The 21,066-nt window shown below is 67.4% G+C and carries 21 protein-coding genes and 1 tRNA gene; 6 read left to right on the forward strand and 16 right to left on the reverse strand.

All coding sequences use genetic code 11. The features are described 5' to 3' along the window. Positions 1 to 6: 6 nt before the first annotated feature. The 14 genes from VBO01S_RS14490 to VBO01S_RS14555 all read right to left on the reverse strand — a co-directional run bounded on the left by VBO01S_RS14490 (position 7) and on the right by VBO01S_RS14555 (position 12,531). On the reverse strand, positions 7 to 1,260 hold the full coding sequence (locus VBO01S_RS14490; protein WP_062475408.1) for an NADH-quinone oxidoreductase subunit D: 1,254 nt from the start codon (positions 1,258 to 1,260) through the stop codon (positions 7 to 9). A 5-nt stretch (positions 1,261 to 1,265) separates the two neighbouring features. Further along, positions 1,266 to 1,877, reverse strand: a complete 612-nt coding sequence (locus tag VBO01S_RS14495; RefSeq protein WP_062475411.1) for an NADH-quinone oxidoreductase subunit C — start codon at positions 1,875 to 1,877, stop codon at positions 1,266 to 1,268. A gap of 13 nt (positions 1,878 to 1,890) precedes the next feature. After that, the gene (locus VBO01S_RS14500) at positions 1,891 to 2,370 is read right to left on the reverse strand and encodes a NuoB/complex I 20 kDa subunit family protein (RefSeq protein WP_007837763.1); all 480 of its coding nucleotides are present in this window, start codon (positions 2,368 to 2,370) and stop codon (positions 1,891 to 1,893) included. Positions 2,371 to 2,385: 15 nt separating this feature from the next. Continuing rightward, positions 2,386 to 2,745, reverse strand: coding sequence for an NADH-quinone oxidoreductase subunit A (locus tag VBO01S_RS14505; RefSeq protein WP_055805154.1), 360 nt, complete (start codon positions 2,743 to 2,745; stop codon positions 2,386 to 2,388). 67 nt (positions 2,746 to 2,812) lie between these two features. Beyond that, positions 2,813 to 2,897: transfer RNA gene (locus tag VBO01S_RS14510), tRNA-Leu, on the reverse strand. 120 nt (positions 2,898 to 3,017) lie between these two features. Beyond that, entirely contained in the window at positions 3,018 to 3,431 is a 414-nt protein-coding gene (secG, locus tag VBO01S_RS14515; protein WP_062475415.1) for a preprotein translocase subunit SecG, read from the reverse strand. A gap of 38 nt (positions 3,432 to 3,469) precedes the next feature. Continuing rightward, positions 3,470 to 4,234 (reverse strand): triose-phosphate isomerase, encoded by a 765-nt coding sequence (gene tpiA, locus VBO01S_RS14520; RefSeq protein ID WP_159276095.1) that lies wholly within the window; start codon positions 4,232 to 4,234, stop codon positions 3,470 to 3,472. Between the two features lie 14 nt (positions 4,235 to 4,248). Then, positions 4,249 to 5,247 (reverse strand): NAD(P)H-quinone oxidoreductase, encoded by a 999-nt coding sequence (locus tag VBO01S_RS14525; protein ID WP_062475420.1) that lies wholly within the window; start codon positions 5,245 to 5,247, stop codon positions 4,249 to 4,251. Between the two features lie 90 nt (positions 5,248 to 5,337). Beyond that, positions 5,338 to 7,674, reverse strand: a complete 2,337-nt coding sequence (pnp, locus tag VBO01S_RS14530) for a polyribonucleotide nucleotidyltransferase (RefSeq protein WP_062475425.1) — start codon at positions 7,672 to 7,674, stop codon at positions 5,338 to 5,340. Positions 7,675 to 7,878: 204 nt separating this feature from the next. After that, positions 7,879 to 8,145 (reverse strand): 30S ribosomal protein S15, encoded by a 267-nt coding sequence (gene rpsO, locus VBO01S_RS14535; RefSeq protein ID WP_056579564.1) that lies wholly within the window; start codon positions 8,143 to 8,145, stop codon positions 7,879 to 7,881. Then, positions 8,142 to 9,152: a DMT family transporter gene (locus VBO01S_RS14540; protein WP_082818143.1), complete on the reverse strand. Its 1,011-nt coding sequence runs from the start codon at positions 9,150 to 9,152 to the stop codon at positions 8,142 to 8,144. The genes rpsO and VBO01S_RS14540 overlap by 4 nt, the downstream gene beginning before the upstream one ends. An 84-nt stretch (positions 9,153 to 9,236) precedes the next feature. Then, the gene (locus VBO01S_RS14545; RefSeq protein WP_062475428.1) at positions 9,237 to 10,037 is read right to left on the reverse strand and encodes an AraC family transcriptional regulator; all 801 of its coding nucleotides are present in this window, start codon (positions 10,035 to 10,037) and stop codon (positions 9,237 to 9,239) included. 11 nt (positions 10,038 to 10,048) lie between these two features. Further along, positions 10,049 to 11,242 carry a pyridoxal phosphate-dependent aminotransferase gene (locus VBO01S_RS14550; RefSeq protein ID WP_082818144.1) on the reverse strand — a complete coding sequence of 398 codons (1,194 nt, stop codon included), beginning with the start codon at positions 11,240 to 11,242 and terminating at the stop codon, positions 10,049 to 10,051. A gap of 5 nt (positions 11,243 to 11,247) precedes the next feature. Continuing rightward, positions 11,248 to 12,531: a branched-chain amino acid ABC transporter substrate-binding protein gene (locus VBO01S_RS14555; protein WP_062475434.1), complete on the reverse strand. Its 1,284-nt coding sequence runs from the start codon at positions 12,529 to 12,531 to the stop codon at positions 11,248 to 11,250. A gap of 127 nt (positions 12,532 to 12,658) precedes the next feature. On the opposite strand from VBO01S_RS14555, the gene VBO01S_RS14560 reads away from it, so the two are divergent. Beyond that, positions 12,659 to 13,030 (forward strand): Hsp20/alpha crystallin family protein, encoded by a 372-nt coding sequence (locus tag VBO01S_RS14560; RefSeq protein ID WP_062475437.1) that lies wholly within the window; start codon positions 12,659 to 12,661, stop codon positions 13,028 to 13,030. Positions 13,031 to 13,220: 190 nt separating this feature from the next. Beyond that, the gene (locus VBO01S_RS14565) at positions 13,221 to 13,979 is read left to right on the forward strand and encodes an alpha/beta hydrolase (protein ID WP_062475441.1); all 759 of its coding nucleotides are present in this window, start codon (positions 13,221 to 13,223) and stop codon (positions 13,977 to 13,979) included. On the opposite strand, the gene tsaD is transcribed toward VBO01S_RS14565, so the two are convergent. Then, complete coding sequence (gene tsaD / locus VBO01S_RS14570) at positions 13,915 to 14,976, reverse strand: tRNA (adenosine(37)-N6)-threonylcarbamoyltransferase complex transferase subunit TsaD (RefSeq protein WP_062475444.1); 1,062 nt, start codon at positions 14,974 to 14,976, stop codon at positions 13,915 to 13,917. The genes VBO01S_RS14565 and tsaD overlap by 65 nt on opposite strands. A 100-nt stretch (positions 14,977 to 15,076) precedes the next feature. On the opposite strand from tsaD, the gene VBO01S_RS14575 reads away from it, so the two are divergent. The 4 genes from VBO01S_RS14575 (at position 15,077) to VBO01S_RS14590 (ending at position 19,652) form a co-directional block, all read left to right on the forward strand. Further along, positions 15,077 to 16,342 (forward strand): nitrate regulatory protein, encoded by a 1,266-nt coding sequence (locus tag VBO01S_RS14575; protein ID WP_062475447.1) that lies wholly within the window; start codon positions 15,077 to 15,079, stop codon positions 16,340 to 16,342. Between the two features lie 319 nt (positions 16,343 to 16,661). Beyond that, positions 16,662 to 17,909 (forward strand): CmpA/NrtA family ABC transporter substrate-binding protein, encoded by a 1,248-nt coding sequence (locus tag VBO01S_RS14580; RefSeq protein ID WP_062475451.1) that lies wholly within the window; start codon positions 16,662 to 16,664, stop codon positions 17,907 to 17,909. Between the two features lie 13 nt (positions 17,910 to 17,922). Next, on the forward strand, positions 17,923 to 18,846 hold the full coding sequence (ntrB, locus tag VBO01S_RS14585; RefSeq protein WP_062475454.1) for a nitrate ABC transporter permease: 924 nt from the start codon (positions 17,923 to 17,925) through the stop codon (positions 18,844 to 18,846). Continuing rightward, positions 18,843 to 19,652 carry an ABC transporter ATP-binding protein gene (locus VBO01S_RS14590; RefSeq protein WP_062475456.1) on the forward strand — a complete coding sequence of 270 codons (810 nt, stop codon included), beginning with the start codon at positions 18,843 to 18,845 and terminating at the stop codon, positions 19,650 to 19,652. Before ntrB ends, VBO01S_RS14590 begins: the two co-directional genes overlap by 4 nt. A 25-nt stretch (positions 19,653 to 19,677) precedes the next feature. On the opposite strand, the gene VBO01S_RS14595 is transcribed toward VBO01S_RS14590, so the two are convergent. Continuing rightward, entirely contained in the window at positions 19,678 to 20,961 is a 1,284-nt protein-coding gene (locus VBO01S_RS14595; RefSeq protein WP_062475459.1) for a type IV pili methyl-accepting chemotaxis transducer N-terminal domain-containing protein, read from the reverse strand. Positions 20,962 to 21,066 lie beyond the last annotated feature (105 nt).

Here is a 21,066-nt window from a genome sequence, read left to right on the forward strand (position 1 = left end):
TCTTTCTCACCTGTCGATTTCGCCGAACACGATGTCCATCGTGCCGATCACCGCGACAGCGTCGGCGATCATGTGGCCGCGCGACATTTCGTCGAGGGCAGCGAGGTGCGGGAAGCCCGGGGCGCGGATCTTCAGGCGGTACGGCTTGTTGGCGCCGTCGCTCACGAGGTAGATGCCGAACTCGCCCTTGGGATGCTCGACGGCGGCATACGCCTCGCCTTCGGGCACGTGGAAGCCTTCGGTGAAGAGCTTGAAATGGTGGATCAGCTCCTCCATGTTCGCCTTCATCGATTCGCGCGCCGGCGCGGCGACCTTGTGGTTGCTGGTGATGACCGGACCCGGATTCACGCGCAGCCATGCCGAGCACTGCTGGATGATCTTGTTGGCCTGGCGCATTTCTTCCACGCGAACCAGGTAGCGGTCGTAGCAGTCGCCGGTCTTGCCCACGGGCACGTCGAACTGCATCTGGTCGTAGACGTCGTAGGGCTGCTTCTTGCGCAGGTCCCATTCGACGCCCGAGCCGCGCAGCATCGGGCCGGTGAAGCCCAGGTTCAACGCGCGCTCCGGCGTGACCACGCCGATGCCCACGGTGCGCTGCTTCCAGATGCGGTTGTCGGTGAGCAGCGTCTCGTACTCGTCGACCATCTTCGGGAAGCGCTTGCAGAAGTCGTCGATGAAGTCCAGCAGCGAGCCCTGGCGGTTCTCGTTGAGCTTCTCGATGGCCTTCGCATTCTTGATCTTGCTGACCTTATACTGCGGCATCGAATCCGGCAGGTCGCGGTAGACACCGCCCGGGCGGAAGTACGCCGCGTGCATGCGCGCGCCGGACACGGCCTCGTACATGTCAAACAGGTCTTCACGCTCGCGGAAGCAGTAGATGAGCATGTTCATCGCGCCGCAATCCAGACCGTGCGCACCGAGCCACAGCAGGTGGTTCAGCAGGCGGGTGATCTCGGCGAACATCACGCGGATGTACTGCGCGCGGATCGGCACATCGAGGCCCATCATCCGCTCGATGGCGAGGCAGTAGGCGTGCTCGTTGGACATCATCGACACGTAGTCGAGGCGGTCCATGTAAGGCAGCGACTGGATGAAGGTGCGCGATTCGGCAAGCTTCTCGGTCGCGCGGTGCAGCAGGCCGATGTGGGGGTCGGCACGCTGGATCACTTCGCCGTCCAGCTCGAGCACCAGGCGCAGCACGCCGTGTGCTGCGGGGTGCTGGGGACCGAAGTTGAGTGTGTAGTTCTTGATTTCGGCCATATCTGTCAGTGCAAACCGCCGCCGTAGTTGTCTTCGCGGATCACGCGCGGCGTGATTTCGCGCGGCTCGATCGAGACCGGCTGGTAGACCACGCGCTTCTGCTCTTCGTCGTAGCGCATTTCGACGTGACCCGACACCGGGAAGTCCTTGCGGAACGGGTGGCCGATGAAGCCGTAGTCGGTCAGGATGCGGCGCAGGTCGTCGTGGCCATCGAAAACGATGCCGTACAGGTCGAAGGCTTCGCGCTCGAACCACGTGGCAGCGCTCCAGACGGGCTGGAGCGAGTCGATCACGGGCAGGTCTTCGCTGGTCGCGAACACCTTCAGGCGCACGCGCTGGTTGAGGCTCACGGAGAGCAGGTGCGAGACGACGCCGTAGCGTTCGCCCTGCCACTCGCCTTCGCGGTAGTCGGAATAGTCCATGCCACACAGGTCGATCAGCTGCTCGAAACGGCAGCCGGGCGCATCGCGCAGCAGCAGCGCCGCATCGATGTAGTCGGCAGCGCTGACCACGACGGTCACTTCTTCGAGCGCGATCGTCACGCTCTTGGCCTTGGCGCCGAGCGTCTCGGCAATGGTGGCGCGCAGCACCTCCGGCGAAATTGCAAAGTCAGTCATCGTCGGCAATCTCTCAGGCGCGGGCAATGGTGTTGGTGCGGCGAATCTTCTGCTGCAGCTGGATCACGCCGTACAGCAGCGCTTCAGCGGTGGGCGGGCAACCCGGCACATAGACGTCGACCGGCACGATGCGGTCGCAGCCACGCACCACGGAATAGCTGTAGTGGTAGTAACCACCGCCGTTCGCGCAGGAGCCCATCGAGAGCACCCAGCGCGGCTCGGGCATCTGGTCGTAGACCTTGCGCAGCGCCGGCGCCATCTTGTTGCACAGCGTGCCGGCCACGATCATCAGATCGGACTGGCGCGGGCTGGGACGGAACAGCATGCCGAAACGGTCGATGTCGTAGCGGGCAGCGCCCGCGTGCATCATTTCGACCGCACAGCATGCGAGGCCGAACGTCATCGGCCAGAGAGATCCGGTCTTCGCCCAGTTCACGACCGAGTCGTAGGTCGTGGTGACGAAGCCTTCTTTGAGAACGCCTTCAATGGCCATCGTGTAGCTTCCTTGTCATTCCCAGTCGAGCGCGCCTTTTTTCCACTCGTAGACGAAGCCCACGACGAGGATGGCGAGAAAGATCATCATGGCCCAGAAGCCAACAGCGCCGATTTCCTTGAGCGCAATGGCCCACGGAAAGAGAAAGGCAATCTCGAGATCGAAGAGGATGAAGAGAATCGCGACGAGGTAATAGCGCACGTCGAATTTCATGCGCGCATCCTCGAAGGCTTCGAAGCCGCACTCGTAGGGCGCGTTCTTCGCAGCATCGGGCCGATTGGGCCCGAGGATGTATCCGATGACTTGCGGGGCGACGCCTACGCCGACCCCGACCAAAATGAACAAAAGGACGGGAAGGTAGGAATCGAGGTTCATCGAGAAATTTTCACCGCTTGCCACCGACAGAAGAGCCTCTGGAAAGAGATCTTCTGTCGGTGAGATTTGGTGCGGTCGGCGAGACTCGAACTCGCACAGCTTTCGCCACTACCCCCTCAAGATAGCGTGTCTACCAATTTCACCACGACCGCGGTTTTTTAACTGTCCAGATGGCATGAGGTGCCGTTGAGGCATTTGGCTTTCTGAACAGATTTAGAGTTTACCCTGAAATGAAGCCGTTTCTCACGAACGGCTGCATGAAAACAACCTGATTACTTGGCCGGAATCTGGCCGGTGCCCGAAACGGGTGCCACAGGCGCCGAAGCCGCCTTGGCAGGTGCTGCCGCAGCGGGGATTTCGCCCGCAGCGCCAGTCGTCGCAGGAGCGACCGGTACAGCAGGCGCCCCCACGGCTGCGCGCTCCAGCAGGCTGCCGCCGCCCGCAGGACGTGCGTGGCTGAAGTAAGCCAGCAGCAGCGTGCAGGCGAAGAACACCGCAGCCAGCACGGCCGTGGTGCGCGAGAGGAAGTTGGCACTGCCGCTGGCGCCGAACAGGCTGCCCGCACTGCCGCTGCCGAAGGCCGCGCCCATGTCGGCACCCTTGCCGTGCTGGATCAGGATCAGGCCGATCATTGCCAGCGCCGCCAGCATTTGCACGCCGACCAGAAGATTGAGGACCACGTTCATTCGTTCTTACTCCTAAGTGATGGCTGCCGTTGCCGCAATCAGCGTGCAGCGGCAGAAATGATCTGCAGAAAGTCGGGCGCCTTGAGCGAGGCGCCGCCGATGAGGCCGCCGTCGATGTCGGCCTGCGCCAGCAGTTCGGCGGCATTCGCCGCGTTCATGCTGCCGCCGTACAGAATCTTGATGCCCGCGGCGTGTTCGCTCGCGGCATGGTGCAGTTGCGCACGCAGCACGGCATGCACCGCCTGCGCCTGTTCGGGCGAAGCCGTCTTGCCCGTGCCGATGGCCCAGACCGGTTCGTAGGCCACGACGATCTCGCTGATGCAGTGGCCATTCACATGGATCACCGCGGCCAGCTGGCGCTTGACGATCTCTTCGGTCTGCCCTGCTTCGCGCTGTGCCAGCGTCTCGCCGACGCAGACGATCGGCGTGATGCCGTTCGCCAGCGCCGCCGCCGTCTTCGCGGCCACGGCATCGTCGGTTTCGCCGTGGTACTGGCGACGCTCCGAATGACCGACGATGGCATAGCGCACGCCGAAATCCTTCAGCATCGCCGCCGACTGCTCGCCGGTGAATGCACCTTGCGGGTGCGCCGAGATGTCCTGCGCACCGAGGGCCAGCGACGGCGTGCCCGCCAGCAGCGATTGCAGCTGGGCAAAGTACGGCGCAGGCGCGCACAGCGCGACACCGCAGGCTGCAGGGCTGGCGGCCAGCCCTTGCTGCAAGGCCTTCACCAGCGCCTCGTTGGCGGCCAGGCCGCCATTCATCTTCCAGTTGCCGGCAATCAGTTTCTTGAAGGTTGTCATCGCGTTGTTCGTCTTCACCAAGTCAGCACGATCTTGCCGATGTGCTGGTTCGATTCCATCAGCGCGTGAGCCTGGGCCGCGCCGCTGGGCTCACCTGCTGCCGCATAGGTGCTGTGGATCACGGGCTTGACCGCGCCGCTTTCGAGCAACGGCCAGACCTTTTCACGCAAAGCCTTGGCGATGGCACCCTTGAACGCCACCGGCCGCGGACGCAGCGTCGAGCCGGTGATCGTGAGCCGACGACGCAGCACGAGGCCCGCGTTGATCTCACTCTTCACACCGCCCTGCACCGCAATGATCACCAGCCGGCCGTCTTCGGCCAGGCACTCGACCTCGCGCGCCACGTAGTCGCCCGCCACCATGTCGAGCACCACGTCCACGCCCTTGCCGCCCGTGAGCTGCTTCGCCACTTCGACAAAATCGCTCGTGCGGTAGTTGATCGCGTGGTCGGCGCCGAGTTTCAGGCAGGCTTCGCACTTGTCGTCGCTGCCGGCCGTGACGATCACGGTCGCACCGAGCGCCTTGGCGATCTGGATCGCCGTGACGCCGATGCCGCTGGAGCCGCCCTGGATCAGCAGGGTCTCGCCCTTTTGCAGGCGGCCGCGCTCGAACACATTGCTCCAGACGGTGAAGAAGGTCTCGGGCAGCGAGGCCGCCTCGACGTCGCTCCAGCCCTTGGGCACCGGCAGGCATTGCGCCACGGGCGCCACGCACAACTCGGCGTAGCCGCCACCGGCGACCAGCGCGCACACGCGGTCGCCGACCTGGAAGCCCGCGTCGGCCAACGCCTTGGCGTCGCCCGACACGATCTCGCCGGCCACTTCGAGGCCCGGCAGGTCGGAGGCGCCGGGCGGCACGGGGTAGTGCCCCATCCGCTGCAGCACGTCCGGGCGATTCACGCCGCTGGCCGCCACGCGGATCAGCAGCTCACCCTCACCCGCCACCGGGTCGGGACGCGCAGCGACGCGCAGCACCTCGGGGGCGCCGTACGAAGTGATCTCAATGGCTTTCATGGGGGTCTCCGAGGCTCGGATGCCCGCACGGGGCGGGCATCACCACTGTCCACGCGAGAGGCGACGGCACAGGCCGTCGCGCCTCACTGCTTACTCCTGCGGTTCGCGCGGCGCTTGCTGCTGCGACTCGCCGGCGGGCTGCTGTTGCGGCTCGCCGCGGGGCTGTTGCTGCTGGTCGTTGAAGCGCGGTGCGCGCTCGCCACGATCGCCGCCGCGGTCACCGCGGTCGCCACGGTCCGAACGCTCGCGGCGGTCGCCGCCACGGTCGCCGCGATCACCACGGTCTTCGCGCGGCGGGCGCTCGCTGTATTCCATGCCGGCCGGACGCTCGGTCAGGGCCTTCATGGACAGCTTGACGCGGCCCTTTTCGTCGGTCTCGAGAACCTTGACCTTCACGATCTGGCCTTCGCTCAGGTAGTCGGTCACCTTCTCGACGCGCTCGTGTGCGATCTGGCTGATGTGCAGCAGGCCGTCCTTGCCGGGCAGCAGGTTGACCAGCGCGCCGAAGTCCAGGATCTTGGTGATCGGGCCTTCGTAGACCTTGCCGATTTCGACTTCAGCGGTGATCTGCTCGATGCGCTTCTTGGCGAATTCGGCCTTTTCCGGATCGGTCGAGGCGATGGTGATGGTGCCGTCTTCGTCGATGTTGATCGTCGTGCCGGTTTCTTCCTGCAGGCCGCGGATGACCGCGCCGCCCTTGCCGATCACGTCGCGGATCTTCTCGGGGTTGATCTTCAGCGTGGTCAGGCGCGGTGCGAACTGCGACACGTCGGCCTTGGCCTCGCCCATCGCTTCTTGCATCTTGCCCAGGATGTGCATGCGCGCTTCCTTGGCCTGAGCCAGTGCGACCTGCATGATTTCCTTGGTGATGCCCTGGATCTTGATGTCCATCTGCAGCGCGGTGATGCCGTTGGTCGTGCCAGCCACCTTGAAGTCCATGTCGCCCAGGTGATCTTCGTCGCCCAGGATGTCGGTCAGCACCGCGAAGCGGTTGTCTTCCTTGATCAGGCCCATGGCGATGCCGGCCACGTGTGCCTTCATGGGCACGCCGGCGTCCATCATCGAGAGGCAGCCGCCGCAGACCGAAGCCATCGACGAGGAGCCGTTCGACTCGGTGATTTCCGACACCACGCGGATGGTGTACGGGAATTCTTCCTTGGTCGGCAGCACGGCGACGAGCGCGCGCTTGGCCAGACGGCCGTGACCCACTTCGCGGCGCTTGGTGGAGCCCATGCGGCCCACTTCACCGGTGGCAAAGGGAGGCATGTTGTAGTGGAACAGGAAGCGGTCCTCGTACTCGCCGGCCAGCGCGTCGATGCGCTGTGCGTCGCGCTCGGTGCCGAGCGTGGTGACGACCAGACCCTGCGTCTCGCCGCGCGTGAACAGCGCCGAGCCGTGGGTGCGGGGCAGCACGGAGTTGCGGATTTCGATGGGGCGCACGGTGCGCGTGTCGCGGCCGTCGATGCGCGGCTCGCCTTGCAGGATCTGGCCGCGCACGATGCGCGATTCGATCGCGAACAGCAGGTCGCTGACCTTGCCGGCGTCGAACTCGGCGCCTTCGGCCTTCAGTGCCGTGAAGACGCTGGCATTGGCTTCGCGCAGGGCTTGCGTGCGGGCTTGCTTGCTGCGGATCTGGTAGACGGCGCGCAGCTTTTCTTCGGCCAGGCCGTTGATCTTGGCGATGAAGTCTTCGTCCTTGGCTTCAGGCACCCAGGTGCCTTCCTTGAGCCATTCCGGCTTGCCGGCGTCGCGCACGAGGTCGTGGATCGCGTTGATCGCGATGTTGGCCTGCTCGTGACCGAACACCACGCCACCCAGCATGATTTCTTCGCTGAGTTGCTGGGCTTCGGATTCGACCATCAGCACGGCGGCTTGCGTGCCGGCGACGACGAGGTCCATCTGCGAATCCTTGCGGGCGGTGGGGCCCGGATTCAGCACGTACTGGCCGTTGATGTAGCCCACGCGGGCGGCACCGATCGGGCCGCTGAACGGGATGCCGGAGATCGACAGCGCGGCGCTCACGCCGATCATGGCGGCGATGTCGGCGTCGACTTCAGGGTTCAGCGACACGGTGTGAATCACCACGTGCACTTCGTTCAGGAAACCTTCGGGGAACAGCGGGCGGATCGGGCGGTCGATCAGGCGGCTGGTCAGGGTTTCGTGTTCGCTGGGCTTGGCTTCACGCTTGAAGAAGCTGCCGGGGATCTTGCCGGCGGCATAGGTCTTCTCGATGTAGTCGACGGTCAGCGGGAAGAAATCCTGGCCGGGCTTGGCGGTCTTGGAGGCGACCACGGTCGCCAGGATCACGGTGCCGTCGATGTCGACCAGCACGGCGCCGGTTGCCTGGCGGGCGATTTCACCGGTTTCCATGACGACGGTCTTGTCGCCCCATTGGAAGGACTTGGTGATTTTGTTGAAGAGGCTCATTTTTGCTCCTATTTTGATAGCGAATCACACAGGATTCGCAAGGGGCGGAGGCTGCTCAGAACACGATGCCATTCCAGCGAAGCTCGGGGCGAACTTCATTGGAATGACACAGCTTCGCTCTGTTGGGCACTCCGAAAGTGGATCGCGAAGTAAAAAACGCCTGAGCTAGCGGACTAACCCAGGCGTTTTTTCATGCGATTCGAATTACTTGCGCAGACCCAGCTTGGCGATCAGCGCGGTGTAACGCTCGGCGTCCTTGGACTTGAGGTAGTCGAGCAGCTTGCGACGGCGGCTGACCATGCGCAGCAGGCCGCGACGACCGTGGTGGTCCTTGGCGTGCGTCTTGAAGTGGGGGGTCAGCTCGTTGATACGGGCGGTCAGCAGTGCGACTTGCACTTCGGGGCTGCCAGTGTCGTTGGCTGCACGGGCGTTGTCCTTGACAACTTCGGCCTTGATGGAGGCTGCGATCATGTTGAATTTCCTTGTTCCGGGATGTTTGACTTGCGGTGAGCACTGGAACTGCCCTCACCGTGCGCCTTGCGGCATGCAAAGCTTTGGGAGTATACATCGGCCGGCTTGACCGCTCCCTCCCGCCGCCTTCCGTCAAGCGAAACCAGCCCCACGGCCCCCAGCACGCAGGCGGCGCCGGCGACCTGGGCCCATCCCACCGCCTCCCCCAGCCACCACGCCGCCAGGACCAGTGCCGACACCGGCATCAGCGCCGTGAACAGCGCCGCCTCGGCGCCCCGCAGCCGGGCGGCACCCGCGTACCAGAGCAGGAAGCCGGCCACCGTCGGCACCAGCGCGTAGTAGGCCACCCCGGCCAGCGCCTCGGCCGGCACCGGCTGAAGCCACGCGCGCTCCAGCAGCGCCGGAACCACGGACAGCAGCAGCCCCAGCGCGACCATCGCGGTCGACTGCACGAGAGGCGCCAACGGCACGCGCAGCCGCTTGTTGAGCAAGATGAACAGCGACTCGAGCGCCACCGCCCCCAGCACCAGCAGGTTGCCGAGCAGCGCGGTCGACGTGCGCTCACCGCCCTCCCCGCCCGGGCGCAGCGTGATCGCCAGCACGCCCAGGCTCGCGAGCACGATCCCGCCCACCAGGTAGCGCCCCGGCCGCTCGCGCAGCGCCAGCACAGCCACCAGCGCGGCCATCGCCGGCAGCGTGCCGGTCACCACGCCCGCGTCGGCGGCCGGCGCCCAGCGCACGCCCAGGATCAGCAGCACCGTGTAGCCGACGCTGCCCGCCGCCGCCTGGCACAGCAGCAGCACGGCGTCGTGGCGGTCCGGGCGCGGCCAGCGCACGCGCATGAACCCCATCAGCGCCACGAACACGGGCAGCGCCAGCGCAAAGCGCAGCGCGGTCGCCGTGAACGGCGGCAGGCCGCTGGCGATGAGCTTGCTCGCGACCACCGTGCTGCCGACCGTGACCATCGCGAGCGCGCACAGCCACATTCCCTTGCTTCGTTCCGACATGCTTCTTTGCCTTCCGTTTTGCAGAAAGCGCGAGCGTCTCCCGCCAGGCGCGCGGCGGTCTTGAACGAAATTGCAGGAATCGAGCTAGCGCGCCGCCGCATACGCCCCGGGCGTGAAGCCCAGGAAGCGCACGAAGGCCCGCGTCATGTGGCTCTGGTCAGAGAAGCCTGCACCGGCTGCGGCATCGGCCAGCGCCCTGCCCTGCGCGATCAACCGGCGGGCGCGCGACAGCCGGCACTGCTGCAGCCAGGCATGCGGCGGCAGCCCGAAGGCCGCCGCAAAGCCGCGCAGCAACTGGTAGCGGCTCAGGCCCGCCTCGCGTGCCAGTTCGGCGAGCGTGGGCGCGTGAATGCAGTCGTCGGCGATGCGTGCGCGCGCACGCTCCATCGCTGCCGGTGCCACGCGCCGTGGTGACTCGGGAGCTCGCGTGCCGGGCGCATCGCGCAGCAGCTGCAGCACGCCCTGCTCCAGCGCCAGCGCGTCCTCGCCTTCGACCACGGCCGCGAACAACCGGTCGAAGCCCTGCCGCAGCGCCGGATCGCTCAGCACCGGCCGCGTCAGCTCGAACCCCGCCGGTACGCCATCCGACAGCAGCGCAGGCGCCAGATGCAGCATGCGCCACGCGCGCCCCTCACCGCGCATCGCGACACCGTCGTGCACCTCGCCCGGATTCACCGTGATGACATCGCCGCGCACCGCCTCGACCGCACCGCGTCCGCTGGCCGAGCGCTGTCCGCCGCGGTCCATCACGCCGATGCCGAACACGTCGTGCATGTGGCGCGGAAAGCTGCGCTTCGATTCGGCCGCGATCGCCTGCAGGCCCGGCAGCGCCGAGCCGCGAATGCGCACGGCATCGACGGGCGCGAAGCTCGACGGCGACGCCATGCCGGAAAACCTCAGCGCGCCTGCTTCGCCAGCCAGCCGCGCAGCCGCTCCACGCCCTGCACCAGCCGCTGCGGGTCTTTCGACGCGAAGCACCAGCGCAGCCAGCCCTGCGCCTCGGGCGCGAAGGCGTTGCCCGGCGCGAGCCCCAGGCCCGCTTCGGCAACCAGGCGCTTGGCGAGTTCGAGCGAATCGCCAAAACCTTCGAGCCGGAAGAAGGCATACATGCCGCCCTTGGCCGGCGCCACCTGCACGCCCGGCACGGCCGCCAGCAGCGGCACCAGCGTGTCGCGGCACTGCTTCAGGTGCGCGACCACGCGCGGCGTGATGTCGGCCGTGTGCTCGAGCGCCGCGATGGCGGCGCGCTGCGTGAACACGCTGGCGCACGAGGTGTTGAACTCGATCAGCTTGCCGATGCCGTCGACCATCGCCGGCGGCAGCACCAGCCAGCCGAGGCGCCAGCCGGTCATGAGGAAGCTCTTCGAGAAGCTGTGCGTGACGACGAGGCGGTCGTCGGGCGTCGAGATGTCGAGGAAGCTCGGCGCGCAGCCGTTCGGCGTGGGCTCGAAGTACAGCCGCTCGTACACCTCGTCGGCCAGGATCCAGGTGCCGGTCTCGCGGCAATGGTCGAGCACGGCCTGCTGCTCGTCGCGCGTCATCGTCCAGCCCGTGGGGTTGTTCGGCGCGTTGACGATCAGCAGCTTCGTCTTCGACGTGACCGCCGCGCGCAGCGCGGGCAGATCGAGCGTCCACTGCCCGTTCACCGGCACCAGCGGTACGGTGCGCACCTGCGCGCCCATGATCGCCGGCTGCGCCGTGAGGTTGGGCCACACGGGCGTGACCGCGACCACGTCGTCGCCCGCGTCGACCAGCGCCTGCACCGCAAGCATCAGCGCGCTCACGCCGCCCGAGGTGACGGCGATGCGCGAGGCGTCGACCGTCGGGTGCAGGCGGCTGGTGTAGCGCGCGATGGCTTCGCGCAGTTCGGGCAAGCCGAGGTTGTGCGCGTAGAAGGTTTCGCCGCGCTGCAGCGATTCGATGGCCGCCTGGCGGATCACCTCGGGAGTGACCTCGTCGCTCTCGCCGAACCAGAAGGCGAGCACGTCGTCGCGGCCCATGCCGGCATTGGCGACTTCGCGGATCTTCGAGGCTTCGAGGTGGTGGATGGCTTCACGCATGTCGGGGAGTTCCTGTGCTGTCGGGGTCATGCACCTCAGGGGCGCTTCATCTTGCAAGAGGTGGGCTGCTCGGCGCGTTCGGGCGCGATCGTCTTGATCACGCGAAAGCCGTAGCCCGAGCCCTCGACGTCGAACTGCACGCCGGGCTTGCCCTGCTTGTCCATCACGCCCACTACCAGTTGCTGCTGGAACTGGTGGTCGGCCGCGCGCATGCGGCCACGCTGGCCGTACAGGCTCACGTCGGCCTGCTCCAGCGCGCGCGCCAGCGGCACGGCCTCGGTGCTGCCCGCGCGTTCCAGCGCCTGCGCGAGCGACTCGACCAGCAGCTGCATGCGCATGTGCACGTAGTCGTCGGCCGGGCGCGGAAAACGCGTGCGGAAGGCGCGGTAGAAGGCCTCGGACTGCGGCGTCTGCACGTTCGGCAGCCAGTCGGCCACGGCGACCACGCGGCCAATGCCTGCGTCGCCGATGGCGGCCGGCGCGCCCAGCGCATTGCCGTAGAAGGTGTAGAAGCTGCCGTTGAAGCCGGCTTCGCGCGCGGCCTTCACGAGCAGCGTGAGGTCGTTGCCCCAGTTGCCGGTGACCACCGCCTGCGCGCCGCTGGCGAGGATCTTGGTGGCGTAGGGCGCGAAGTCCTTCACCTTGCCCATCGGGTGCAGCTCGTCGCCGACGATTTCCACGTCGGGGCGCTGCACGCCCAGCTGGCGGCGCGACTCGCGCAGCACGGCCTGGCCGAAGCTGTAGTCCTGGCCGATCAGGTAGACGCGCTTGAGCGCCGCATCGTCCTTGACCACGTCCATCAGCGCGGCCACGCGCATGTCGGCGTGGGCGTCGAAGCGGAAGTGCCAGAAGCTGCAGCGCTCGTTGGTCAGCACCGGATCGACCGCCGAGTAGTTCAGGAAGATCGCGCGGCGCGAGGGGTCGCGCTCGTTGTTCTTGTCGATGGCGTCGATCAGCGCCGCCGCCGTCACCGACGAGTTGCCCTGCAGCACGATGCGAGTGCCGTCGTCCATGGCCGCGCGCAGCGCCGACAGCGCCTCTTCGTTCTGGCCCTTGCTGTCATAGCGGTCCAGTTGCAGCGGCCGCGCGCCGCCGGCCAGCTTCACACCGCCGCGCGCGTTCACGCGCTCCACGGCCCACTGCAGGTTGCGGAACACGGCCTCGCCGGTGTTGGCAAACGGGCCGCTCATGCTCTCGATGAGCGCCAGCCGGATCGGGGCGGGTTGCGGGGCCTGGGCCAGGCCGGCGAACGGGGTCGCGCATAGCGCCGCCGCTGCGAATTTCAAGGCCTGGCGGCGCCAAATAAAGGGGGTTTTCATTGTCTTGAAACGCGTGCCGATGCGCCTAGATGAGGTGTCAAGCGGCACTCACGATGGAAAGGCCGCGCAGTGTAAGGGACACACATTCCATGTCCCCATTGTGTTCATTCACCCAGGAGTTTTCGCCATGTTCTTCACCCCCACCCACCGCAGCGCGCATTTCGCTCCCCGTGCCCACGACCGCGCTTTCGAGCGCTTCGTGAACGAGGCCTTTGCCGGCGCCCGCCGCTCGCCCCTGGTCGAGCAGGACGACAAGAGCTGGACCCTGTCGCTGGACGTGCCCGGCCTGTCGCGTGAAGACCTGTCGGTGGCCATCGAAGGCGCCGTGGTCCGCATCGAAAGCAAGGCCGAAGCCAAGCGCCAGATCAAGCTCGCCTACGAGCTGCCGCAAGCCATCGACCTGGCCACCAGCGAAGCCAAGCTGGAGAACGGCGTGCTGACCCTGAAGCTGGGCAAGCTGGTGCCGGCAAGCCAGGTTTCGAACTTGCAGATCAACTAGTCCCGGCGATGCCCCCACGAAGAAAATGTTAGTGACAGCTTGTTTTGACTTTAAACAAGCGCCGTATTCACAATAGTGCCGGATAACGTCACATGATGTGACGATTTATTAGTACTTTCTTCTTCGTGGGCATCTCGTAAACGCATCGAGTTCCCGGGCGGTGCGGACAGCGGGTGTGCCTCAAGGCACCATGAAAACGCACCTGCAGTCAGCCAATGACAATGAACGGTCCGACACGCTCCTGATCTTCCTGCCAGGGGCCTACCTCAAACCCGAAGAGTTCGAGCGCGAGGGTTTCATCAGCGCCGTGCGCGAGCGGCACCTCGCAGCCGACGCACTGCTGGTCGATGCGGACGTCTCCTACTACTACGACCAGACCCTCAGCGAGCGGCTGCACGCCGACGTCATCGAGCCCCAGCGGGCCAAGGGCTACACCTCGATCTGGCTGGTCGGCATTTCCATTGGCGGGTTCGGCGCGCTGATCCACGAACTGGCGCGGCCGGGCTCGGTGGATGGCATCGTGGCGCTGGCGCCCTACCTCGGGCGCCGCGTGCTCGGCGCGGAAATCAAGAAGGCCGGCGGCCTGCGCGCCTGGCAGGCGCCCACCGGGCCGCAGCCCGACGAGGAACCCGACCGCAAGCTCTGGCCCTTCTTCCAGCAATACCTGGCGCCGAAGCCCTCCCAGGACCTGCCGCCGCTGTACCTGGGTTTCGGCCTGGCCGACCGCTTTGCCAGCAACCACAAGCTGCTGGCCGACGCCCTGCCCCCGGGGCGCGTGTTCACGACCGAAGGCGGCCACGACTGGCCCGAGTGGCGCCAGCTCTGGCGCAACGTGCTCGACGTGCTGCCGCTGCCCTCGCTGGGGCGCGCACGGCAGCAGCCGGCTACGCGGTTTCCGGCAGCGGCGTCTCGGGCGTCATCAGCGATGCCATCGGCCATCGCGGCCTGACGTCGAAGGCATAGCGCTCCGAAGCCTGCGACAGGCCTGATTGCAGCCGCATCGCGGCGGCCATGGCGATCATGGCGCCGTTGTCGGTGCACAGATGCAACTCGGGGTAGTGCACGCGCACCTTGCGCTTGGCGCAGGCCGCGTTCAGTTGCTCGCGCAGGTTCCTGTTGGCCCCCACGCCGCCGGCCACCACCAGCCGCTTCAGGCCGGTCTGGTCCAGCGCCGCGAGCGACTTCTTCAGCAGCACCTCGACGATCGCCGCCTGCGTGGAGGCGGCAAGGTCGGCCTTGCGCGCCTCGAGCTGGTCGCCGAGCTTCTTGGCCTGCGTGAGCACGGCCGTCTTCAGTCCGGCAAACGAAAAGTCGAGATCGCCGCTGTGCAGTAGCGGGCGCGGCAGCTTGAAGGCCGCGGCGTCGCCCTCTTCGGCCAGCTTCGCGAGCCAGGGGCCGCCGGGGTACGGCAGGCCCATGAGCTTGGCGCTCTTGTCGAAGGCCTCGCCGGCCGCGTCGTCGATGGTTTCGCCGAGCAGTTCGTAGCGGCCCACGCCGTCGACCCGCATCAGCTGCGTGTGGCCGCCCGACACCAGCAGCGCCACGAACGGAAATTCGGGCGGGTCGGCGCTCAGGAACGGCGACAGCAGATGCCCTTCGAGGTGATGCACCCCCAGCACCGGCTTGCCCAGCGCCACGCCGAGCGCGCAGGCCACGCCGGCGCCCACCAGCAGCGCGCCGGCCAGGCCGGGCCCGCGCGTGTAGGCCACCACGTCGATCTCGGCCAGCGAGCGCCCGGCCTCGGCCATGACGGCTTCGGTGAGCGGCAGCACGCGGCGGATGTGGTCGCGGCTGGCCAGCTCGGGCACCACGCCGCCGTAGGCCTGGTGCATGGCGATCTGGCTGTGCAGCGCGTGCGAACGCAGCAGCGGCAGCGCGTCGCCGTGCGACTCGACCAGCGCCACGCCGGTCTCGTCGCAGGATGATTCGATTCCCAACAAGAGCATGGCGCCGAGTGTAGGGGCCGCCCGCCGGCGGCGCCCGCGAAGGGGCAAGCGAGGCACGGAAGTTGCACGAGCGGAATGCGCTCCTTCTGCGCCCCCACGAATGACTTCCGGCCTGAGCTTCCTGATCGCCGCGCGCCGATGCGAGATCGACGCGCTGGACCAGCTCGCGCGCACCAGCGAGCTGGTCGGCGCCATCGGGCGGCTCGTGCATGCGCTGCAGCGCGAGCGCGGCATGTCGAACGTGTTCCTGGCCTCGCACGGCGGGCGCTTTGCTGATCAGCGCGGCCCGCAGATCGCCGAATGCCTGGCGCTCGAGCAGCAGGTGCGCGCCGGCTTCGACCGGCTCGAGGCCGAGCACCACCGCGCGGTGGGCGCCGGCCACGGCGCGCGCCTGTTCAGCCGCATCGCCTGGGTGCTGCCCGGTCTGGACGCCCTGCCCGCGCTGCGCCGGCGCATCGACGCGCTCGAACTCCAGCCCGCGCAGGCCGTGGCCGCCTTCGCCAAGCTGGTGGCCGGCCTGCTGGCGGTGGTGTTCGAGGCGGCCGACGGCGCCACCGACCCCGAAATCTCGCGCCTGCTGGTGGCGATGTTCAATTTCATGCAGGGCAAGGAGTTCGCCGGCCAGGAGCGGGCCTTCGGCGCCGCCGCGCTCGCGCTGGGCCGGGGCGACGACGCGCAGCGCCAGCAGTGGCGCCACCTCATCGAGTCGCAGGAGCGCTGCTTCCAGGTGTTCATCGATTTCTCGGGCGACGCGGTGCGCACGCTGTGGCACGACAGCCAGTCGGACGCCGTGCTGGCCGAACTCGAGCGCCTGCGCCGCAAGGGCGCCACCTCGGTGCCGGCCGACGCGCTGCTGAGCCAGGCCTGGTTCGACTGCTGCACGCGGCGCATCGACGCCATGCAGACGGTCGAGAACCGCCTCTCGGCCGACCTGCGCGCGCTGTGCGACCACAAGACCGCCCAGGCGCGCAGCGAGCTGGCGGCCTACCGGCAACTGCTCGGCACGCTGGCCCCGCAGGCCGGCGGCGCGCTCTTCTTCGACGATGCCCAGCAGGCGCAGGATGCCACGCCGGCGCAGCTCGGGCGCCACCTCGAACGCTCGGTGCTCGACATGGTCCAGGAGCAGTCGCAGCGCCTGCAGGCCATGAGCGACGAGCTCGACACCGTGCGTGCCTCGCTCAACGAACGCAAGATCGTCGAGCGCGCCAAGGGCCTGCTGATGGCGCACCGCCGCCTGAGCGAGGCCGAGGCGCACAAGATGCTGCGCCAGACCGCCATGAACCAGAAGCGCCGCCTCGTCGACGTGGCCGAGTCGATGCTGGCCATGGCCGACTACCTGCCGCTCGAGCCTGCACCGCGACGCTGACCCGGGCCGCTTGGATTGGTGCAGCGCACAACAACTGTGCGTCGCCCGGGTTAGCGAGCCAGCAGGAACTTTCTCCTGCACCGGCGCGCCCTGCCAGCTATCTTTTCCATAGCTCCCAATGGCGGGTTCGAGCTGGCACGTCGCTTGCGTAGCCCTTGGCACGGGACCGCAAGGTCTCAAAGGCAGGTTGCACCCAACGGCGGGTGCGGCCCACCGAACCGGACAAAGGCGTCCCCATCCCGCAAGGGCTCGTTCACGAGCAGCCCCTGCGCGGTGCGGACGCCTTTTCGTTTTTGTCTTTCACTTCTGGAGCCCCGCCATGTCCGATCTGCTGCTGAAAACCAAACTGAGCCGGCGCCGCGTGCTGCAGGCCGCCGCCCTCGGCGCCGTGGGCATCGACCCCGCGCTGCGCGCCGCCGTCTGGGCCCAGGGCTCGGACAAGCCCGAGAAGGAAGAAGTGAAGATCGGCTTCATCCCGCTGACCGATTGCGCCAGCGTGGTGATGGCCTCGGTGCTGGGCATCGACAAGAAGTACGGCGTGAAGATCGTCCCCAGCAAGGAAGCCAGCTGGGCCGGCGTACGCGACAAGCTCGTGAACGGCGACCTCGACATGGCGCACGTGCTCTACGGCCTCGTGTACGGCATGCACCTGGGCGTGAGCGGCCCGAAGAAGGACATGGCCGTGCTCATGACCCTGAACAACAACGGCCAGGCCATCACGCTGTCCAAGAAGCTGGCCGACAAGGGCGCGGTCGATGCGGCCTCGCTCGCCAAGCTCATCGCCAAGGAAAAGGGCGAATACACCTTCGCCCACACCTTCCCCACCGGCACGCACGCCATGTGGCTCTACTACTGGCTCGCCTCGGCCGGCATCGATCCGTTCAAGGACGTGAAGAACATCACCGTGCCGCCCCCGCAGATGGTGGCCAACATGCGCGTGGGCAACATGGACGGCTACTGCGTGGGCGAGCCCTGGGGCCAGCGCGCGATCATGGACGGCATCGGCTTCACCGGCATCACCACCCAGGACATCTGGAAGGACCACCCCGAGAAGGTGCTGGGCTGCACCGCGGAGTTCACGAAGAAGTACCCGAACACCGCGCGCGCCGTCACGGCCGCGATCCTCGAGGCCGGCAAGTGGATCGACACCGGCCTGCAGAACAAGAACAAGATGGCCGAAACCATTGCTGACAAGAGCTACGTCAACACCAGCGTGGACGCGATCAACCAGCGCATCCTGGGCCGCTACACCAACGGCCTGGGCAAGAGCTGGGACGACCCCAACCACATGAAGTTCTACAACGGCGGCGCCGTGAACTTCCCGTACCTCTCGGACGGCATGTGGTTCCTCACGCAGCACAAGCGCTGGGGCCTCTTGAAGGAGCACCCCGACTACCTGAAGGTGGCCACCGAGATCAACCGCATCGACATCTACAAGCAGGCCGCCGCCGCCACGCAGACGCCCGTGCCCAAGGACGTGCTGCGCACCAGCAAGCTCTTCGACGGCACCGTCTGGGACGGCAAGGACCCGAAGAAGTACGCCGAGTCTTTCAAGCTCCATGTCTGAGGAGAAACGCACCATGGTCAGCGCTGTCTTCCATTCCCCGCTCGACGCCGTGGCCTCGCAGGTCACCGCGCCCGTGGTGTCCAGGCCCCTGGCACCCGCCCCTGCTGCGGCCGTTGCGGCGGCGGCACCCATGCCGCGCACCCGCGCGCCCCTCGATCTGCGCGCCTTCTGGATGCGCGTGCTCCCGCCGTTCCTGGGCTTCGGCCTGCTGGTGCTGGTGTGGGAGATCGTGGCCATGAAGAGCACCACCGGCTTCCCCTCGCCGCTGGCCACCTGGCAGCAGGCGCTCACGGTGTTCAGCGACCCGTTCTACAGCAAGGGGCCGAACGACCAGGGCGTGGGCTGGAACGTGCTGTCGTCACTGCAGCGCGTGGCGCTGGGCTTCGGCCTGGCGGCGGCGGTCGGCATTCCGGCCGGCTTCGCCATCGGGCGCTTCGAGTTCCTCTCGCGCATGTTCAACCCGCTCATCAGCCTGCTGCGCCCGGTGTCGCCGCTGGCGTGGCTGCCCATCGGCCTCTTGGTGTTCAAGGGCGCCAACCCGGCCGCGATCTGGACCATCTTCATCTGCTCGATCTGGCCGATGGTCATCAACACCGCCGTGGGCGTGCAGCGCGTGCCCAGCGACTACATGAACGTGGCCAAGGTGCTCAACCTCAGCGAATGGAAGATCCTCACCAAGATCCTCTTTCCCGCCGTGCTGCCCTACATGCTCACGGGCGTGCGGCTGGCGGTGGGCACCGCGTGGCTGGTGATCGTCGCGGCCGAGATGCTCACGGGCGGCGTCGGCATCGGCTTCTGGGTGTGGGACGAGTGGAACAACCTCAACGTCGCCAACATCATCATCGCGATCTTCGTGATCGGCATCGTCGGCCTGGTGCTGGAGTTCGCGCTCATCAAGCTCGCCACCGCATTCACGTTCGAAGAGGTGAAGTCATGAACGACGATTCCAAGTACATCGAGATCCACAACGTCGAACAGGCGTTCAAGACGCCCAAGGGCCGCTTCGTCGCGCTGCGCGACGTGAACCTGAACGTGGCCAAGGGCGAGTTCGTCACGCTCATCGGGCACTCGGGCTGCGGCAAGTCGACGCTGCTGAACCTCATCGCCGGACTGACCACGCCCACGCAAGGCGTGCTGCTGTGCGCCAACAAGGAGATCAAGGGCCCGGGCCCCGAGCGCGCCGTGGTGTTCCAGAACCACTCGCTGCTGCCCTGGCTCACCTGCTTCGAGAACGTGTACCTCGCGGTCGAGCGCGTGTTCGCGGCCACCGAAAGCAAGGCGCAGCTGCGCGAGCGCACCGACGCGGCGCTCGCGCTGGTGGGCCTCACGCCCGCGGCGCAGAAGCGGCCTGGCGAAATCTCGGGCGGCATGAAGCAGCGCGTGGGCATCGCCCGTGCGCTGTCGATGGAGCCCAAGGTGCTGCTGATGGACGAGCCCTTCGGCGCGCTCGACGCCCTCACCCGCGCCAAGCTGCAGGACGAACTGCTCGCCATCGTGCAGAAGACGCGCAGCACCGTCGTCATGGTCACGCACGATGTCGACGAAGCCGTGCTGCTCAGCGACCGCATCGTGATGCTCACCAACGGCCCGGCCGCCACCATCGGCGACGTGCTGGCGGTGGACATCGCGCGCCCGCGCAACCGCGTCGCGCTGGCCGAAGACCCGGCCTATGTGCATGCGCGCAAGGCGGTGATCGATTTCCTCTACACGCGCCAGGCGCATGTGGAGAAGGCCGCGGCCTGACCCGGCAGGCGCGGCACGACGGGCATCAAGACATGATGACCTGCAGGCTGTGCTCGTACCACCCGGTCAGGCGCTCGAAGGTGTCCACGAGCGCTTCGCTGGAGCGCACCAGCGTGGCGCGCCCCTCGGGGCTGTCGAGCGCCTGCACGCCGCCGACGAGGCGCAGCCACTCGTCGCGCGCGCTCGCCAGCCCGGCACGGATCTCGGGCGAGCTGAGCGGGGCACGCTCCAGCTCCAGCAGCGCGGCTTCGAATTCGTTCATGGTCGGCAGCAGCCGCTCACGCGAGGCGCCGGCCGCGAGCGTCGAGGCCAGCAGCGCGTCCTTGGCGAGACGCTGCGCGCGCATGCGCTGCCGTCCGCAGATGTTGACGATGCGCAGCGCGCGCCGTGCACCCGACGCTTCCAGCGCGTCCGTCAGCGCCTCGGCCGCCGACAGCAAGGCCTCGCCGCGCGCATCGATCGCGGCCAGCCCTTGCGATGCCGGCTTGGCAACCAGCAGCGCGGCCAGCGCGAGCCACGCCGCCTGCACCTCGCCGAGCGCCTGCACGCCGGCCGGGCCCAGCTCGAGGGCCGTCAGATGATCCAGCGTCTGCTGCACCCGCTCGGTCGACTGCGTGCGCAGCACGCGCGCACGCTGCGCATCGATGCCGGCCGCGAGCTGCGCCGCCACGCGCACCAGCCGCTGCGAGAGCATGCGCAGCTGGCCCGCGCGGTTGATCGCCTCGGCCCACTGCGCGGCCTCGATGACCGAGCGCGACACCTCGCCCAGCCGCAGGTTGGCGTGCATCGCGGCGCCGCGCAGCAGGCCGAAGGCCTCGTCCTCGCCGATGCCGCGCGCAGACATCAGCAGGCCCTTGGCGCGATCGACCCACTTGCGCTCGTCCATGCGCGTGCGCAGGGCATCGAGTTCTGTGCGCAGCGCGGCCTCGCGGGTCCAGCGGGCCTGCGCCTGCGCGATCAGTGCCGCGAGCGAATCGACGCCTTCAATGGGTACCCACCCGTGCACGCCCGCGGCCACGAGCGCCGCGTGCTGCGCGCCGTCCAGCGGCGCGCTCATCACGCCCAGGGCGCACGGCGGTGCGCCGCCCCAGGGGGCCAGCGCATCGAGCAGCGCGTCGAGCTGCGGCTCTGTTTCATCCAGATGCACCAGGACCATCGACGGTGCAAGCGCCTGCGTGCGCTGCACCAGCGTGTGGCAGCCCGCGCGCCCGAGCACCGCGACGCCCGCGGCATCGATCGACTGCTGCAGCGACGCCGGCAAGGGCTCGCCTTCAGCGGGTTCAGGGGAAAGGACGACGAGAAGGGACATGGCGGCAAGGTGTGGCAAGGCCCGGGAAGCATAGGCCACGCCAGCCTGCATTCGCAGGCACGCCTCTTGCATCGAAGGGGGCACGGTGTAACGAAGCACCGCTTT

Source organism: Variovorax boronicumulans NBRC 103145 (assembly GCF_001591345.1).
GTDB lineage: Bacteria > Pseudomonadota > Gammaproteobacteria > Burkholderiales > Burkholderiaceae_C > Variovorax > Variovorax boronicumulans.